The 17,070-nt window shown below is 60.7% G+C and carries 16 protein-coding genes and 1 pseudogene; 15 read left to right on the top strand and 2 right to left on the bottom strand.

The genetic code is table 11. The annotated features are described in order from the left end of the window. Positions 1-49: 49 nt before the first annotated feature. The 4 genes from BFP89_RS15385 to BFP89_RS15370 all read left to right on the top strand — a co-directional run bounded on the left by BFP89_RS15385 (position 50) and on the right by BFP89_RS15370 (position 4,131). On the top strand, positions 50-916 hold the full coding sequence (locus tag BFP89_RS15385; protein WP_065886293.1) for an MBL fold metallo-hydrolase: 867 nt from the start codon (positions 50-52) through the stop codon (positions 914-916). Between the two features lie 35 nt (positions 917-951). Next, positions 952-1,566, top strand: coding sequence for an NAD(P)-dependent oxidoreductase (locus BFP89_RS15380; RefSeq protein ID WP_065886292.1), 615 nt, complete (start codon positions 952-954; stop codon positions 1,564-1,566). A gap of 283 nt (positions 1,567-1,849) precedes the next feature. After that, entirely contained in the window at positions 1,850-3,037 is a 1,188-nt protein-coding gene (locus BFP89_RS15375; RefSeq protein WP_065886291.1) for a cyanate transporter, read from the top strand. A gap of 137 nt (positions 3,038-3,174) precedes the next feature. Continuing rightward, a complete protein-coding gene (locus tag BFP89_RS15370; protein WP_065886290.1) occupies positions 3,175-4,131 on the top strand; it encodes a LysR family transcriptional regulator in 957 nt (318 codons plus the stop codon). A 68-nt stretch (positions 4,132-4,199) separates the two neighbouring features. On the opposite strand, the gene BFP89_RS15365 is transcribed toward BFP89_RS15370, so the two are convergent. Continuing rightward, entirely contained in the window at positions 4,200-5,123 is a 924-nt protein-coding gene (locus BFP89_RS15365) for a LysR substrate-binding domain-containing protein (RefSeq protein ID WP_065886289.1), read from the bottom strand. 255 nt (positions 5,124-5,378) lie between these two features. On the opposite strand from BFP89_RS15365, the gene BFP89_RS15360 reads away from it, so the two are divergent. Together BFP89_RS15360 and BFP89_RS15355 are read left to right on the top strand one after the other, a co-directional pair. Further along, positions 5,379-6,686 (top strand): MFS transporter, encoded by a 1,308-nt coding sequence (locus tag BFP89_RS15360; protein ID WP_065886288.1) that lies wholly within the window; start codon positions 5,379-5,381, stop codon positions 6,684-6,686. Continuing rightward, the gene (locus tag BFP89_RS15355) at positions 6,683-7,441 is read left to right on the top strand and encodes a substrate-binding domain-containing protein (protein ID WP_065886287.1); all 759 of its coding nucleotides are present in this window, start codon (positions 6,683-6,685) and stop codon (positions 7,439-7,441) included. Before BFP89_RS15360 ends, BFP89_RS15355 begins: the two co-directional genes overlap by 4 nt. On the opposite strand, the gene BFP89_RS15350 is transcribed toward BFP89_RS15355, so the two are convergent. Then, a complete protein-coding gene (locus BFP89_RS15350) occupies positions 7,433-8,335 on the bottom strand; it encodes a LysR family transcriptional regulator (protein ID WP_065886461.1) in 903 nt (300 codons plus the stop codon). The genes BFP89_RS15355 and BFP89_RS15350 overlap by 9 nt on opposite strands. A gap of 471 nt (positions 8,336-8,806) precedes the next feature. Between BFP89_RS15350 and BFP89_RS15345 the strand changes: the two genes are divergently transcribed. From BFP89_RS15345 to BFP89_RS15305, 9 genes and pseudogenes are all read left to right on the top strand, one after another. Further along, entirely contained in the window at positions 8,807-9,658 is an 852-nt protein-coding gene (locus tag BFP89_RS15345; protein WP_065886286.1) for an STAS domain-containing protein, read from the top strand. Between the two features lie 2 nt (positions 9,659-9,660). After that, positions 9,661-10,023, top strand: a complete 363-nt coding sequence (locus BFP89_RS15340; RefSeq protein WP_017254285.1) for an STAS domain-containing protein — start codon at positions 9,661-9,663, stop codon at positions 10,021-10,023. Continuing rightward, a complete protein-coding gene (locus BFP89_RS15335) occupies positions 10,020-10,424 on the top strand; it encodes an anti-sigma regulatory factor (protein ID WP_065886285.1) in 405 nt (134 codons plus the stop codon). The genes BFP89_RS15340 and BFP89_RS15335 overlap by 4 nt, the downstream gene beginning before the upstream one ends. Then, complete coding sequence (locus tag BFP89_RS15330) at positions 10,415-11,422, top strand: ATP-binding protein (protein ID WP_083208069.1); 1,008 nt, start codon at positions 10,415-10,417, stop codon at positions 11,420-11,422. The genes BFP89_RS15335 and BFP89_RS15330 overlap by 10 nt, the downstream gene beginning before the upstream one ends. After that, entirely contained in the window at positions 11,415-12,278 is an 864-nt protein-coding gene (locus tag BFP89_RS15325; RefSeq protein ID WP_065886284.1) for a sensor histidine kinase, read from the top strand. Before BFP89_RS15330 ends, BFP89_RS15325 begins: the two co-directional genes overlap by 8 nt. Next, positions 12,268-14,193, top strand: coding sequence for a response regulator (locus BFP89_RS15320; RefSeq protein WP_065886283.1), 1,926 nt, complete (start codon positions 12,268-12,270; stop codon positions 14,191-14,193). The genes BFP89_RS15325 and BFP89_RS15320 overlap by 11 nt, the downstream gene beginning before the upstream one ends. A gap of 245 nt (positions 14,194-14,438) precedes the next feature. Further along, positions 14,439-15,665, top strand: a complete 1,227-nt coding sequence (locus BFP89_RS15315) for an MFS transporter (RefSeq protein WP_065886282.1) — start codon at positions 14,439-14,441, stop codon at positions 15,663-15,665. Positions 15,666-16,184: 519 nt separating this feature from the next. Then, positions 16,185-16,424 carry a type II toxin-antitoxin system RelB/DinJ family antitoxin gene (locus tag BFP89_RS15310; RefSeq protein ID WP_065886281.1) on the top strand — a complete coding sequence of 80 codons (240 nt, stop codon included), beginning with the start codon at positions 16,185-16,187 and terminating at the stop codon, positions 16,422-16,424. Further along, positions 16,414-16,700, top strand: a pseudogene (locus tag BFP89_RS15305) (type II toxin-antitoxin system RelE/ParE family toxin). The gene BFP89_RS15310 and the pseudogene BFP89_RS15305 overlap by 11 nt, the downstream one beginning before the upstream one ends. Positions 16,701-17,070 lie beyond the last annotated feature (370 nt).

Genomic DNA, 17,070 nt, shown 5'->3' with positions numbered 1-17,070 from the left:
TATGCAACTAAGCTCTGTTCACCCCTTACCGAAGGCAGGAGCTGCCCCGATGTTCTCGACGTTCAAACGCTTGACCCTGGCGACTGCCGCCCTGGCCTTCACTGCTCATGCCATGGCGGCAGACTTGAAACTTGACGTGTACAACCCGGGCGAAGCCGCCATCTTCCCGGTCAGCTCGGTACTGGTCAGCGGCGCCCGGGACGCGATCCTGGTGGACGCGCAATTCGGCAAGGGCCAGGCCGAGCAACTGGTGCAGAAAATCCGCGCCAGCGGCAAGCACCTGACCACCATCTACATCAGCCACGGCGACCCGGACTACTACTTCGGCCTCGACACCCTGACCGCCGCCTTTCCCGACGCGAAAGTGCTGGCGCCACAGCCGGTGGTCGACCATATCAACGCCACCGTCGCCGGCAAGCTGGCGTTCTGGGGCCCGAAAATGGGCGCCGACAAACCGGCCAGGACCCTCGTACCGCAAGTGCTCGAGGGCCACAGCCTGACGCTGGAAGGGCAGCAACTGGACGTCATCGGCCTGGACGGCCCGCAGCCGGACCGCAGCTTTGTGTGGATTCCGTCGATCAAGGCCGTGGTCGGGGGCGTGGTGGTCGCGCAAAACATCCACGTCTGGATGGCCGATACCCAGACTGCACAGTCCCACAAGGATTGGCTGGCCACCCTGCAACGCATTGAAGACTTGAAGCCGACCACCGTGATCCCGGGCCACTACCTGGGCACCCCATCGCCCGCTTCGGTCACGTTCACCGCCGACTACATCAAGGCCTTCGACATCGAAACCGCCCAGGCCAAGGATTCCGCCGCCCTGATCGCGGCCATGAAAAAGCGTTACCCGAACCTCGCCGACGAGAGCTCGCTGGAATTGAGCGCCAAAGTCGCCAAGGGCGAAATGAAGTGGTGACTGGTTTTAAACCCTGACCTTTACTGGAGAACCTCATGAGCAAGATCGCAATCATTGGTGCCACCGGCCGTGCCGGTAGCCAACTGCTGGAAGAAGCGCTGCGCCGTGGGCATACCGTCACCGCCATCGCACGCAATACCGACAAACTGGCCGCACGCCCAGGTGTCACGGTCAAACAAGTGGACGCTTTGGAGGCCGATGCCCTGCAACAGGCCGTGAGCGGCAGCGACGTGGTGATCAGTGCCGCACACTTCGCCACTTTGCCCGCCAGCGCCGTGCTCGGCCCGGTGAAAAAAGCCGGAGTGAAACGCCTGTTGGTGGTGGGTGGCGCCGGTTCGTTGCTGTTGCCCGACGGCAGCCGCGTGATCGACAGCCCGGGCTTCCCGGCGGAATACAAAACTGAAGCCAGCGCAGGCGCGGCGTTTCTCGACGTGCTGCGTCAAGAGCAGGAACTGGATTGGACCTTCCTGTCGCCGTCGGCCCTGTTCGATGGCACCGAGCGCACCGGTCAATTCCGCCTGGGCCAGGATCATTTGCTGGTGAGCGACGACGGTCAAAGCTCGATCAGTTTCGCCGACTTCGCCATCGCCATGATCGATGAAGTGGAAACGCCGAAGCACTCGCGTCAGCGCTTCACGGTGGGCTACTGATACACCGGATCTGCACTGTGGGAGCGTACACCGCCGTCTGTAGGAGCGAGCTTGCTCGCGAAAAACTCACAGGCACCGCGTTCATTCAGAAAGTACGCGTTATCGTTGACGTTTTTCGCGAGCAAGCTCGCTCCTACAAAAAGCCTTAGGCAAGCCCCCTTCCTACATTCGAACGGTGGCATATCCGGCGCCTGCAATTTTTCAATAGGGCCAGTGACTTTCTCATTTGCCCAGCCTCCCCCACCCGTGGCCTGATTCGCCCTTGTTCACCCAAGGCAGGCCCATGCAAAACGTTCAGGCAAAACCCACCACCGCCGTGTGGCTGATGATCAGTGTGGTGCTGGTCGCCCTTAACCTGCGCCCGTCGATGGCGGCCGTGGGGCCCTTGTTGTCGTCGATCCGCGCTGATGTGCCGCTCAATTTCAGCAGCGCCGCATTGCTGACCATGTTGCCCGTGATGAGCATGGGCCTGGCGATGTTCTTTGGCATGGGCCTGGCCCGGCGCTTTGGCGAATACCGCAGTATCGTGGTGTCGCTGCTGGTGATTGGCGCAGCGACACTGTCGCGGTTGTGGCTGGATTCGGCGTTCGAGCTGATTGTCAGCGCCATGGCGGCAGGCGTTGGGATTGCGCTGATCCAGGCGTTGCTGCCGGCGCTGATCAAGTCGCGCCCCGGTGACAACGTTTCAGTGTTCATGGGCCTGTATGTCACCGCGATCATGGGCGGCGCCGCACTGGCCGCATCGTTTGCGCCGTTTGTGCAAGTACACACCGGCAGTTGGCGCATCGGCCTGGCGATGTGGGCCGGGCTGGCGCTGCCGGCGCTGGTGTTCTGGTACGCCCAGCGCTCGGCGTTACCCGCTTTGCCTCAGGTCGACAGCGGCCCGCAGGCATCGTTTTTCGGCAATCGCCGGGCCTGGTTGCTCGCCCTGTTCTTCGGCTTCGGCACGGCGTGCTACACCTGCGTGCTGGCGTGGCTGGCGCCGTATTACGTCGAGCAGGGCTTGCGTGAGCAGCATGCCGGTTTGCTGCTGGGTTTGCTCACCGCCATGGAAGTGGTCTCCGGCCTGGTAACGCCCGCCATCGCCAATCGCCGCCGGGACAAGCGCGGCGTGGTGGCGGTATTGCTGGTGCTGATCCTGATCGGCTTCGCCGGCCTGATCCTCAGCCCCCGGCACCTGAGCCTGCTGTGGCCGTGCCTGCTCGGCCTGGGTATCGGCGGCTTGTTTCCCATGAGCCTGATCCTGTCCCTGGACCATCTCGATAACCCGCGCCGCGCCGGTGGCCTGACCGCGTTCGTGCAGGGTATCGGCTACCTGATCGCGGGCCTGTCGCCGCTGATTGCCGGGATGATCCGCGACCGGTTGGGCAGCTTCGAGGGGGCCTGGTGGTCATTGGCGGCGGTAGTGGCAGTGATGCTGCTGATGGTCATGCGTTTTAATCCGGCGCATTACGCGCGACATATCCGCTGAGGTCGTGTTGTAAACAGTATTTGTCTCACCCAAAACATAGAAGAGTCCTACAGAGCTTTCTATTGGTACGAGCGTTCCGTTAACATTTTGCTCAGTCTTGTACTGAATTCGGTACAAAGGGTTTACGGACGAAACCGATGCTAAACAGCAACTTGCTCAGAAAGCTCGATATGCAGGACTTGATGGTGTTTATCGCTGTCTACGACCAGAGCAGCGTTACCGACGTGTCTGAAACGCTGTTCGTCAGTCAGTCCACCGTCAGCTACAGCCTGAAGAAACTGCGCACCAGTTTCGAAGACGAGTTGTTTATCAACACGCGAGCGGGCATGCGTCCTACGTACAAGGCCACCACGATGTACGGCCACGTCCAGAAAATCCTCGAAAGCATCAACCTGTGCCACGCCGGAGGCCAGGCCTTCGACCCGACCCGCGAGGCCGTGACTTTCAATGTGTGCGCCCCGGAATACTTCGAACACCTGATCCTGCCGCGCCTGCTGAAAAACTTCGACCGCGCCGACCTGCCGGTGATCGTCAATGTGCAAAAGCTGGAAGCCGACATTCCCGCCGACGACTTGCGCGAAGGCCGCCTGGACCTGGTGATCGGCTTCGGCCCGAACTTTCACCGCGTCCATAAAGACTTCAAGCGCCAAATGCTGCTCGAAGACGACCTGGTGTGCGTCTTCGACAAACGCTCGGCGCCGCGGGAAGCGACGTTCAGCCTGCAAGCCTTCGTCGAGCGGCGCCACGTGTTTCCCACGCCGTGGACCTCCGCCACCAACATGATCGACGGCTGGCTGGCGCGCCAGGCGCACAAACGCCAGGTGATCGCGCGGGCCAACAGCTACAGCGCGGCGTTGAAGATGATCAGCGGCACCGACTTTATCGTGACCCTGCCACGCCGCGTGCAAAAGCTGCTGGCGCCGACCTCGGCGTACGGGTGTTGCGAAGCCCCGCAGGGTTTGCCGGGCTTCACCCTGGACATGCAATGGAACCAGGCCAGCGAACAGGACAGCGCCAATACCTGGTTTCGCGAGCAGGTGGTCAAGGTGTGTGAGGATGAAGCGGCAAGCGGCAAGCTGAAAGCGGCAAGCTGAAAAAGCGGCAAGCGGTGCGGTCGCCTTGACTTGGCGCTTGCAGCTTGCCGCTGCTTCTTTCCTGCGCGTTACCCCGGGAGCGCAAGCCCGCGATCACTCATGAACGCCTCCAGCCGTGAGCGCATCCAGCGCTCCGCCGGGTCGGTGTCGACGTGGCTGAGCCAGACCATCGACAAGTCCAGGGTCGGCGTTTCAAACGGAAACGCCTCGCAGAACAGATTCCCGCCGGCGGCCATGGCCTGGGCCGCGTAGTCCGGCAGGCTGGCAATCATATCAGTGCCGGCAAGCAATGCCGGCAGCGAACTGTATTGCGGCACCGACAGCACCACGTGCCGCTTGCGACCGATTTCGGCCAGCCACTCATCGGCAAACCCGGCGACGTTGGCGGTGTGGGACACCAGCACATGGGGCCGTGCGCAATATTCGTCCAGGGTCAGCGGTGTGTCGGACGCATCGGCGCGCAACAGGCACGGGCGGATATGCCGCAGCAGCTTGCGCTTGGCATTCGCCGGCAGGCCGCGGGTCTGGGTGATGCCGACAGTGATATCGCCGGAGGCCAGCAGGTCGGGAATGCGCCAGTAATCCACATGCTGCACCACGAACACCACCTGCGGCGCTTCATGGCGCAGCGCTCGCAGCAACGGCGGCAACAGGCCGAACTCGACGTCATCGGACAAGCCGATACGAAAGGTCATGGTGCTGATGGACGGGTCAAAATCGTGGGTCAGGCTCAAGGCCGACGACAGTGAGTCCAGGGCCGGCGACAAGTGCTGAATGATCTGCTCGGCGCGCGCGGTGGGCTCCATGCGGTGGCCGACGCGAATGAACAAGGGGTCATTGAACAACGTACGCAGACGGTTCAGGGCCGAACTGATGGTCGGCTGGCCGAGAAACAGCTTCTCCGCCACCCGCGTCACGTTGCGCTCGAGCATCAGCGCTTCGAAGACCACCATCAGGTTGATATCGGCCTTGCGTAATTCATTGCGATTCATCGGCGCCTGCCCCTTCCCCACGACAAGCCGCAGTTTAGAAAGGCAACGGGGCGGCGTCTATGTCGGTCGATGCATCGGTTTCTATGGGGGTCGTATCGCAGAACAGGACCAACCCTCCAGACGATCGGTTGAATTGATAGCCCACGCGCATCAATCTATCCAAATTTGTCACTTATCATTTCTAAATGTGTCAGCCACTATCCCTAGTCTTAAGCGAAACAAGCACTTTAAAAAGAACGCTGGAGACACAAAACCATGACTAGCCCTTCCCGGCCTGCGGCTGCCCCTTCGAAAGTAGGCGCCGTACTGCGCGTTACTTCGGGCAACTTCCTCGAACAGTTCGATTTTTTCCTGTTCGGGTTCTATGCCACCTACATCGCTGCCGCCTTCTTCCCTGCCGCGAATGAATTCGCATCATTAATGATGACCTTTGCCGTGTTCGGCGCAGGTTTCCTGATGCGGCCCCTGGGGGCGATCATTCTGGGTGCCTATATCGATGACGTGGGCCGCCGCAAAGGCTTGATCGTGACGCTGTCGATCATGGCCAGCGGCACATTGTTGATCGTGCTGGTGCCGGGTTATCACACCATTGGCCTGTGGGCACCGTTGCTGGTGCTGCTGGGTCGTCTGCTGCAAGGCTTTTCGGCCGGTGCGGAGCTGGGTGGTGTGTCGGTGTACCTTTCCGAGATGGCCACACCGGGCCGCAAGGGTTTCTACACCAGCTGGCAGTCGGGCAGCCAGCAGATCTCCATCGTGGTTGCCGCCGCGCTGGGCTATGGCTTGAACGTGTGGATGGAGCCGGCGGTGGTTGCAGACTGGGGCTGGCGCATTCCGTTCGCCGTCGGTTGCGTGATCATTCCGTTTATCTTCGTGCTGCGGCGTAACCTGCAGGAAACCGAAGAGTTCGCCAAGCGCAAGCACCGCCCGACCATGCGTGAAGTGATGGCCACCCTGGTGAAAAACTGGACCGTGGTGATTGGCGGCATGCTGATGGTGGCCATGACCACCACCGCGTTCTACCTGATTACCGTATACGCGCCGACCTTCGGCAAGACCGTGCTGCAATTGAGCACCTCCGACGCGCTGCTGGTGACGTTGCTGGTGGCGGTGTCGAACTTTTTCTGGCTACCGATCGGCGGCACTCTGAGCGACCGTTTTGGCCGCAAGCCGGTACTGCTCGCCATGACTGTGCTGACCGTTCTGACGGCTTATCCAGCGCTGTCCTACGTGGTCAACGCACCAAGCTTTGCACACATGCTGGAAACCCTGCTGTGGTTCTCCTTCCTCTACGGTATGTACAACGGCGCAATGATCCCGGCGCTGACTGAAATCATGCCGGTGGAAGTGCGCGTGGCAGGTTTCTCCCTGGCCTACAGCCTGGCAACCGCCGTCTTCGGCGGCTTCACTCCCGCCATCTCGACCTGGTTCATCCACATCACCGCAGACAAGGCTTCGCCCGCCTACTGGATGATGTTCGCTGCACTGTGCGCCCTGTGTTCCACCCTGGCGCTGTATCGCCGCGCCAACACCCGTGGCCAGGTCATGCAGGGGGCTGCGCAATGAAGCCGCTGTTCAACACCCTCACAGCCCTGGTCCTCGCCGCTCTGGCGCTGTCAGCCCAGGCTGAAGAACTCAAAGTGATGACCTCCGGCGGCTTCACGGCCGCCTATAAACTGCTCGGCCCGCAATACGCCAAGCAAAGCGGTGACACCCTGGACACGGTCCTGGGACCGTCCATGGGCAAGGCGCCGGAAGCGATTCCCAACCGCCTGGCCCGTGGCGAACACGCTGATGTCGTGATCATGGTCGGCTACGCCCTGGATGAGCTGATCAAACAAGGCAAGGTCGACCCTGCGTCCCGCGTGGAACTGGCCGACTCACGGATCGGGTTGGTGGTGAAGGAAGGCGCGGCAAAACCTGCGATCAATACTGACGCCGAGCTCAAGGCCGTGCTGAGCAAGGCCAAATCCGTTGCCTATTCGGACAGCGCCAGCGGCGTGTATGTCGAGAAGGAACTGTTCAAGAAGCTCGGCATGCCGGCCAAGGGCACCATGATCGAACGCGTACCGGTGGGCGAACAGGTGGCCAAGGGTGACTACGAAGTCGGCTTGCAGCAGGTGGCGGAATTGTTGCCGGTCAAGGGCGTGACGTTTGTCGGCAAGATCCCGGAAGACGTGCAGTCCGTCACGCGTTTTGCGGCGGGCATCCCGGTCAACGCCGAACACCCGGAAGAGGCCAAGGCATTGCTGCAGTTCATGGCATCGCCCGAGGCACAACCGGTGGTGCGATCCACCGGACTGGACTCGGTGTCACGCTGACCGAAACGGCATCTCCCGCACCAACCGCTCCAACTCCAGTGCCGCCGGCGGCAATGTCCGCCCGCGGCGCTTGATCAAGCCCACATTGCGCATCACCTGCGGTTCCACCAGCGGCACACTCACCAGAATCGGGTGCTCACACGCCGGCATCGCAATCGACGGCACCATCGCCACGCCCAGCCCCGCCTCCACCAGCCCGATCATCGTGGTCACGTGGTGGGTCTCGCAGATACTCGGCTTTTTCACCCGCACACCGCGCAGGGCCTGGTCCAGCAGGAAGCGGTTGCCCGAGGTTTTGTCCACGGTGATGTAGTCATGCTCGTAGGCTTCGGTCCAGGTCACGCTTTCACGCGCGGCCAACGGATGATCACGACGACAGGCCAGCACATAGCGCTCCTGCAGCAACAGCTCGAACTCCACTTCATCGGCCAGGCTGCCGCTGAAACTCACGCCAAAATCCGCCTCGCCACTTTCCACCGCATTGCACACTTCACCGGCACTGGCATCCAGCACCCGCAGGCGAATCTTCGGATACAGCTTGTGGAATTCGGAGATGACGTGGGGCATGAAGTAATACGCGGTGGACGGCACACAGGCGATGGTGACATTGCCCATACGCGTGGACGCGACGTTACTGATACCCATCAAGGCGATGTCCAGGTCGTCGAGCATGCGTTCGACCTGAGGCAGGAATGCACGGCCAACCATGGTCAGGCTGACCCGCCGCGTGGTGCGTTCGAACAGCTTTACATCCAGGGCCGACTCGAGCTTTTCGATGCGCCGGCTGAGCGCGGGTTGCGAGATTCGGATGGCCTCGGCGGCCCCCCGGAAACTGCCCTTGTCTACCACGGCGCGGAAGGCTTGGAGGTCATTGAGGTCGAAGTTGATGATCACGGAAGGCAAGCCAGGATGGACGATGTGGCGGGCATTATCGTATGGGAGCGGGCAGGACGCCATGCGGACCGTGGCGGGTCTGCGGACATATTCCAGTTACACATATGACGTTATACATATCAGCAGGTTATCGACTGCCTGCCGCCACGCAATTGCCGAAACGGGTCAATACTTGCTGCCTGCCGGCGACTCGTCGTCTGCCCAAAAGTGATAGGTTTGCGACACAGCACCGTCATTGCCTTTACGGTAAACACCGCGAACAAAACAGTGTCGATCCTCGGCGTGTTTTATGGAGGGCAACGCTATGCAGGGTTGCTTTAGCTTCGGCAGGGTTGATGTCCACGGGTCCAATGCGTTCGGAATAGGCGAAACCTGCGCAACTTCGATACGAAAGCACTCGAAATACTTCTAAATCCTGCGGTTTAGTATAAATTGCGTGCAGCTTATTCAAGGCACTCAAGGAGGTTACCCGTGGCAACTCTGCAAACGAACACAATCCAGGCGCTGCATGAAAACCGTAACGCTCTCCTTGACGAATGGAACACCAGCCTTGAGGCTTCGGGTGCCACGCGTAACGTAAAGGGTGACGATGTCAAACAGCAGACCCGCGAATTCCTCGAACTGCTGAGCGCCGCCTTGCACCAGGGCGGCTCGCAAAATACCAACCACGAAAACTGGGCGCAAACGCGAGTATTCCTGGAGAAGCTGTCCCACAGCCGTGCCCTGGCCGGGCAGGACTCGCAACAGACCGCCAGCTTCATTTTCGCCCTCAAGGGCCCCCTGTTTGCGTTGCTGCAACGCGAGTACGCCGAACAACCGGCGCAACTGGGCGAACAACTCTGGGAAATGTCCGAGCTGCTCGATGCACTGGGCATGCACACCATCCGCACCTTCCAGAAATCCCGTGAGTCGGTGATCAAGCGCCAGCAGGAAGAACTGCTGGAACTCTCCACTCCGGTGGTCAAGCTGTGGGATGGCGTACTCGCCCTGCCGATGATCGGCACCCTGGATTCGCAACGCACCCAGGTCGTAATGGAATCGCTGCTGCAGCGGATCGTCGACACCGGCGCGGAGATCGCCATTATCGACATCACCGGCGTGCCAACCGTGGATACCCTGGTGGCCCAGCATCTGTTGAAAACCGTTACCGCCATCCGCTTGATGGGTGCCGATTGCATTATCAGCGGCGTGCGTCCGCAGATCGCCCAGACCATCGTGCACCTGGGCCTGGACCTTCAGGGTGTGGTGACCAAAGCCAACCTCGCCGATGCATTGGCCCTGGCGCTCAAACGCCTGGGTGTCAATATCACCAAGGCTGTTTAAGCATGGAACGCATCCCTATTTTGCAGATGGGCGAGTTTTTGCTCGTGACCATCCAGGTGGACATGCACGACCAACTCGCGCTGACCTTGCAGGACGACCTGTCCGAGCGTATCAGCCGCACCTCGGCGCGCGGCGTGCTTATCGATATCTCGGCGCTGGACATGGTCGACTCCTTCATCGGCCGCATGATCGGCACCATCTCCGGGTTGTCCCGGATCATGGATGCACAAACCGTACTGGTCGGCATGCAGCCTGCGGTCGCCATTACCCTGGTGGAGTTAGGCATGACCCTGCCCGGCGTCGCGACCGCACTCAACGTCGAGCGCGGCATGAAGCTGTTGCGCGACCGGGTAGAACACTCATGAACCAAGCCAGCAGCGGCACACACCCTGTGCTGATAGAACAGGACGTTGTGCTGGCTCGACAATTGGTACGCAGACTGGCCCAGGACTGCGGCATGCGCTTGATCGACCTGACCAAACTGGTCACGGCGGTCAGCGAGTTGGCGCGTAACACCGTGGTCTATGGCGGTGGTGGCTACATGGACTGGGCAGTGCTCGAGAAAGACCACCGCCCCGGCGTACGCCTCACGTTTCGCGACGAAGGGCCGGGCATTCCCGACCTCAAGCTGGCGATGACCGACGGCTGGACCTCCGGCGGCGGCCTGGGCCTTGGGCTCACCGGAGCCAAGCGCCTGGTGGACGAGTTCGAACTGGACACCGAGCCTGGCAAGGGTACCCGCGTGACGATCACCCGATGGGCCTGAATATTCCCAGCGCGCTCACGCACGTGCTGTTGATTGAAGATACCAGCCAGATCGGCCACGCCCGGCGCACGGCCCAGCACTTATCCGAGTCGCTGGGCTTCGATGAGACCGATGCGGGGCGCGTAGCGCTGGTCGCCACCGAGCTTGCCAGCAATATCCTCAAACATGCCACGCACGGTGAGTTGCACCTGCGCGCCACCGGCAACGGCGGCGTCGAAATGATCGCCATCGACCGTGGGCAGGGCTTTGATATCGACAGCGGGCTGGTGGACGGTTTTTCCACCGGGGGCACCCAGGGAATCGGGCTGGGGGCAATATCGCGCCTGGCGCAGGTGTTCGATGCCCATGCCGATCAGCGTGGCGCAGCGATACTGGCCAGGCTGATGCCGCGTGCCGCAACGACCCGCGATATTCGCTATGGCGTCAGCCAGCACTCGCTGCATAACGACCCCCATTGCGGTGATGCCTGGCACCTGGCGATCGAGCCTGGGCGGTTCAGCGTAATGATGGCCGACGGGCTCGGCCATGGCGAATACGCCGAGCAGGCAGCCCGAGCGGGAGAGGAGGTGTTTGCACAGAATGCCTTCATGGATTCGACGGTATTGATGAGCGATATGCACATCGGCATGAACGGCACCCGTGGCGCCGCCATGGCGGTGGCCCAGTACGATGCCGTGGCCGAGACGCTCAGGTTTACCGGCATCGGCAATATCGGCGGCAGCCTGATCGGGCCTGGCAAGCCGCGCGGCCTGGCCTCCCACCCGGGTATCATCGGCGTGCAGTTTCGCAAGGCCCAACCCTTCGACTATGCTCAGGTGGCCGATCAGTTGCTGATCCTGTACAGCGACGGCCTGCAATCACGCTGGAATCTTTCGGACTATCCGGGGCTCGTCCATCGCCACCCCGCCCTGATTGCCGCCATCCTGCACCGTGACTTCTGCCGCGGCCGGGACGACGTTACTGTCTTCGTGATTGCCCTGGAGGCCATCGATGGCTGAAACCACCGCCTCGCTCGCCGCTGAAATCCAACGTCTGCGCCAGGAAGCGGATGCCCTGCGCGCGGAGTTGGACGAAACCAACCAGGGCGTGCTGGCACTGTATGCCGAACTGGACATGCAAGCCGACCAACTGCGAGAGGCGTCAGACCTCAAGAGCCGTTTCCTGTCGTACATGAGCCATGAGTTCCGCACGCCCCTGGGCTCGATCCTGAGTATCACCAGCCTGCTTGCCGACGAACTGGACGGCCCGTTGAGCCCGGAGCAACACACCCAGGTCGGGTTTATCGCCAGCTCGGCGCGCGAATTGCGCGAGATGGTCGACGACTTGCTTGACCTGGCCAAGATCGAGGCCGGGCGCATCACTATTTCTCCCGCCTGGTTCGATATGTTCGACATGTTCTCGGCGCTGCGCGGAATGTTTCGCCCCATCGTGGACGCATCATCGGTCGACCTGATCTTCGAGAAGCCTTCCGGCCTGCCCAAGCTCTATACCGATGACAAAAAACTTGCGCAAATACTGCGCAATTTCATTTCCAACGCCCTGAAATTCACCCTGCAGGGCGAAGTGCGGGTCTCGGCGCGCATGGAGAGCGAACACGAGATCCGTTTTGCGGTGCAGGACACCGGCCTGGGCATACCCGCCGAGTTGCACAACAACCTGTTCGAAGACTTTTCCCAGATCGACTCTCCGCTGCAGAAACGCCTGCGCGGCACCGGCCTGGGCCTGTCACTGTGCAAGCGTTTTGCCCAGTTGCTGGGCGGCAGGGTCGGTGTTGAAAGCACGCCCGGCGTAGGCTCGCTGTTCTTTGTAGTTATCCCTCTCTCCATTGCCAGCGAGAACGTCGATGAAACGTGACATCCAGCTGCTGATCGTCGACGACAATGCCGCCACGCGCTACGCCCTGCGCCGACGTCTCGAGCGCCATCACTACCTGGTGCTTGAAGCCGGCACGGGCCAGGAGGGGCTGGACCTGATCGCCACGGGAAAAATCGATGCGCTGATTCTCGACGTCAACCTGCCGGACATGAGTGGCTTCGACATCGTGCGCCGTTTGCGTACCGACCCGAACACCGCCTTGCTGCCGGTGGTGCACGTGTCGGCGGCGTCCATCGAGACCGGCGACATCATCACCGGCCTGGACGCCGGGGCCGACGCCTACCTGATCCACCCGATCGACCCCGAGGTCCTGCTGGCGACGCTGCGCACCCTTTTGCGCGTGCGCGACACCGAATACGCGTTAAGGCAAAGCGAGGCACGCTTTCGAGAAATCTTCTTTAATATCAGCGCGCCGATTGCGGTGCTGGATGCGCAACTGAAGGTTCACGAGTGCAACCACGCGTTCGCCCAGTTGATTCACGACAACCTCAACCCCGATGCCCTGCTTGAATGCTTCGCCGGCGACCAGTATGCAGTGATCCAGGAGCTGTGCCTGCGCCTCGCGGCCGGCGAACGCTGGAAAGGCACGTTGCAGATGAAAGTCGACGGCCAACTGCGCGAAACCGAATGGCAGATCTCGCCCTATGACCGTGCCGAGCTGAGCCTGGTATTTGTCGAGGACGTGACTGAATACCGCCATCGCGAGCGTCATCAACAGGCCGAACTCGCCAACGCGGCGACCCGTCTGGCACGCACCGAGGCGCAACTGCTCCAGGCCCAGAAAATGGACGCCCTGGGCAAACTCACCGGCGGCATCGCCCACGATTTCAACAACCTGCTCACCGGTATCATCACCAGCCTGGAGTTGATCAAGAAGCGTATCGAAAGCCAGCGCACCGATAAGGTCCTGGGCTATGCCGACGCCGCACTCAGTTCAGCCCTGAGCGCCGCCGGCCTGACCAACCGCCTGCTCGCCTTCGCCCGCCAGCAGCCGTTGGACACGCGGCCCATCGATATCAACGCGCATATCCGCTCCCTGGAAGAGTTGCTGGTGCGCACCATCGGCGAACACATCACCTTGAAACTGGAGCTGACCAACAACGCTGCCGTGGCGATGGTCGACCCGATCCAGCTGGAAAGTGCAGTGCTGAACCTGGTAATCAACGCCCGCGATGCGCTGCCCAAAGGCGGCAACATCTGGGTGACCACCTACCCTGCCTACTCCAACGGCAACCTCAAGCTGGAAGACGGTCCCTACATTGCGCTGTCGGTACGCGATAACGGCGTGGGCATCGAGCACAGCGTCATCGACAAGGTGTTCGATCCCTTCTTCACCACCAAGCCAGTGGGCCAGGGCACCGGCCTGGGCCTGTCGACCATCTACGGTTTCGCCCGCCAGTCCGGCGGCGATGCGCAGATCCGCAGCGTCACCCGCCAGGGCACTGAAGTGACGATCATGCTTCCGGCCGCAGAAGGTCCTGCCTCGGTGACCACCAGGACGTTGGCAAAACCGGGCAAGAGCAACGGTGAACACATACTCATCGTCGAAGACATGCCTTCAGTGCGCAGCTTTGTCGCCGAAGTACTGGCAGACGCCGGTTACCGCTGCAGCCTGGCCGCCGACGGTGACGAAGCGCTTGCCCGCTTGAAGACTGACCTGACAATCAATCTGCTGCTCACCGATGTCGGCCTGCCCTACATGACCGGCCGCGAACTGGCTGACTTCGCCCGTGGCCTGCGCAACGATTTGCCGATCCTGTTCATGACCGGCTACGCCGAGAATGCAGCCAATCGGCAAAACTTCCTGGGTGAGCGCATGGACCTGATAACCAAGCCGTTTCATATCGATGAACTGCTCGAGAAGATTCGCCAGGGCCTGGAGGCAAAGCCTTAGCGCTGCTGACTGCACCTGAAACGCGCCATTACTTGGTTCAGCGAAACCGCCAACTGCACCAGCTCGCGACTGCCAGCTGGCTTTCGCTGTTTTCGCAGCGCCTCCCAGAGCGACGCATCGATTGCACTGATGATTACTATCGAACCGAGCGCCTGCTCAATTACCACAACTGGTTTCTATAATCGGCTCCAAATTCCCTCCCCCTCGCCTGACTTCAGGCGACGCTCACCCCGGAACTGAACGCCATGCCAAATGCCAGCCAGGCCCCTCGCGGCCTTCCCGAACATAATCAACAGAGTGTCAAACAGCAGTGGTTGGCGATTCTTTCGGTCGCCGTGGGCGCGTTCGCCCTGGTAACCAGCGAGTTCCTGCCGGTGGGCGTGCTCAACGACGTTGCCAGCGACCTCGGCATCAGCGCCGGCCACGCGGGCCTGATGGTGACCCTGCCGGGCATCATGGCCGCCCTCGCGGCGCCGCTGCTGTCGGTGATCATTGGCAAGATGGATCGCCGCTACCTGCTGATCGGCCTGACATTGGTCATGATCATCGCCAACCTGGTGGTGTCCCTGGCCAGTGACTTCAGTTTGCTGCTGTTCGGCCGTGTGTTGCTGGGCATCAGCATCGGTGGTTTCTGGGCGACGGCCATCGCCCTCAGCGGCCGCCTGGCCCCCAGGGGAGTGGACGTCGCGAAAGCCACCTCAATCATCATGATGGGCGTGACCCTGGCCACCGTACTGGGCGTGCCGGTCGGTACCTGGTTGAGTGGCCTGATGGGCTGGCGCATGACCTTCCTGGTCACCGCGCTGCTGGGCGTACCGGTACTGCTGGCGCAGGTCTTCCTGTTGCCTCGACTCTACCCGGAGAAGGCCATCCTCGTGCGTGACTTGCCGGCGTTGTTTATCAACCCGCGTGCCCGAGTCGGACTGATCGCCGTGTTGCTGATCGGCCTCGCGCACTTTGCCGCCTACACCTATGTCGCGCCGTTTTTCAAGAACAGCGCCGGCTTCGACGGGCCGACGATCGGTTCGCTGTTGCTGATGTTTGGCGTGGCCGGTGTGGCAGGTAACATTTTTGCCGGTTTCGCCGCCAATCGCAGCGTGCGTCACACCCTGCTGCTGGTCGCGCTGATGATCGGCACCAGCACCGCCCTGTTCCCCTTCTTCGCCACCGGCATGATCGGCGCCACGATGCTTATCGCACTGTGGGGCTTCGCCTTCGGCGCCTTCCCGGCATGCGCCAGTATCTGGATGTTCGTGGTCGCGCCCAAGGACGTGGAACGTGGCATGCCGCTATTCGTTGCGCTGTTCCAGGTGATCATTGCGCTGGGGTCCTTCTTCGGTGGACAGATCGTTGACCACCTGGGCACTTCGGTGTTGTTGAGCCTGGCCACAGCCTTGGTGGGAGTAGGCTTCGTCACCGTGTTGGTGCTGGGGCGTAACATCAGCAATCGTCTGGCGGCGCAACCGGCCTGACCAGACCACACACTGAAAAGCCTGCTGAGCATTGAGCTTGGCAGGCTTTTTTTGTTTCAGTGTCCCGTCCTGAATAAGGTGTAAGCCTTATGACCTATCTTCAGGAGGACTCAATGGATACGGGAAAAGACGTAGTCGGCGTGATTACACGCTCGCTTTTAAAGTCGTAAGCGGCTATTTCGGAAAGGCTTGGTAACGAGAATTCCCGCAGTGAGACTTGAGCATCCAGGCCGCTAAGCTAGCCTCAAAAGAGTCGCCGGTTTGGCGACGTACTTGCCAGGGAGCTTATATGCCAACGAGATATCGCGACGCGGTCACAGGAGAATACGTGACAGAAGGTGAGGCAAAAAAAAGGCCACGGGAGACGGTCAAGGAAACGGATAAAAAGCCGCCAGCCAAACCGAAGGGTAAAAAGTAGGATCAAAGAATGAGAGCGATTGCCGTATGTCCAGACAGACTTGCCAAAGGGACGCACCTGATCCAATGTAATGACCAACGTCATTACAGGAGACTTTTCCCATGGCTTCTATCAACGTTCGTATTGATGACGACCTGAAAGCGCGCGCCTATCTCGAATTGGAGAAGCTCGGCGTCACGCCCTCCGAGCTGATGCGTCAGGCGCTGCAGTACGTCGCCGAGCGTGGTCAGCTGCCATTCAAGCCCGTGCTGATGACGCAGGAGGATGAGGCCTTGATGGCCACGGTACGTGAACGCTTGGCATCTCCCCAGCGAGTGAAGGTTTCGTTGGATGACCTATAGCCTTGATTTTGATGCACGCGCATTGAAGGAATGGCAAAACTCGGCGACACCCTCCGTCAGCAATTCAAGAAGAAGCTGGCGGAGATTCTTAACAATCCCCGCAACGAAGCCAATCGCCTGCATGGACTCCCTGACTGCTACAAGATCAAATTACGCAGTAGCGGCTACAGACTGATCTATCAAGTGATCGATCAGGAAATTACAGTCGTCGTGGTGGCCGTGGATAAGCGGGAGCACGATCAGGCCTATCGCAAGGCGAATGAGCGCTTGAGCTAACCGTGGGTTGATAGCCCAAGAGACACCCCAAACGGAAAAGCCCCGTAGCTTATGCAGCTACGGGGCTTTTTCATGTAATGGCGGAGAGATAGGGATTCGAACGCTTTGAAGCGGCCCCCGAGGCCGCTTCAGGCCGTCTATCTCGGTGGTTTTGGATTTTAGCATGGCGTGGGAATGCCTAGAAAGGCCTTGGGTTTGCCCTAGAAATGCCCTAAGGCTTCGTTGGCACGACTGTCTTTCAATTAATGGGGACATGCCGCCTGAACGGCCCCGTTTCTTGTAAATGGCTGGCAGCAAAATTTACGGCCAGCAGCGGCCACGTGCAAAATCTGGTATAGAACGCTCTTCGGAAAATGAAGCATCAATCTGT

It is taken from the genome of Pseudomonas sp. 31 R 17, from assembly GCF_900004915.1.
GTDB classification, from domain to species: domain Bacteria; phylum Pseudomonadota; class Gammaproteobacteria; order Pseudomonadales; family Pseudomonadaceae; genus Aquipseudomonas; species Aquipseudomonas orientalis_A.
The sequence above is the reverse complement of the archived record's forward strand: the minus strand, read 5'-3'. Positions and strand labels throughout refer to the sequence as shown.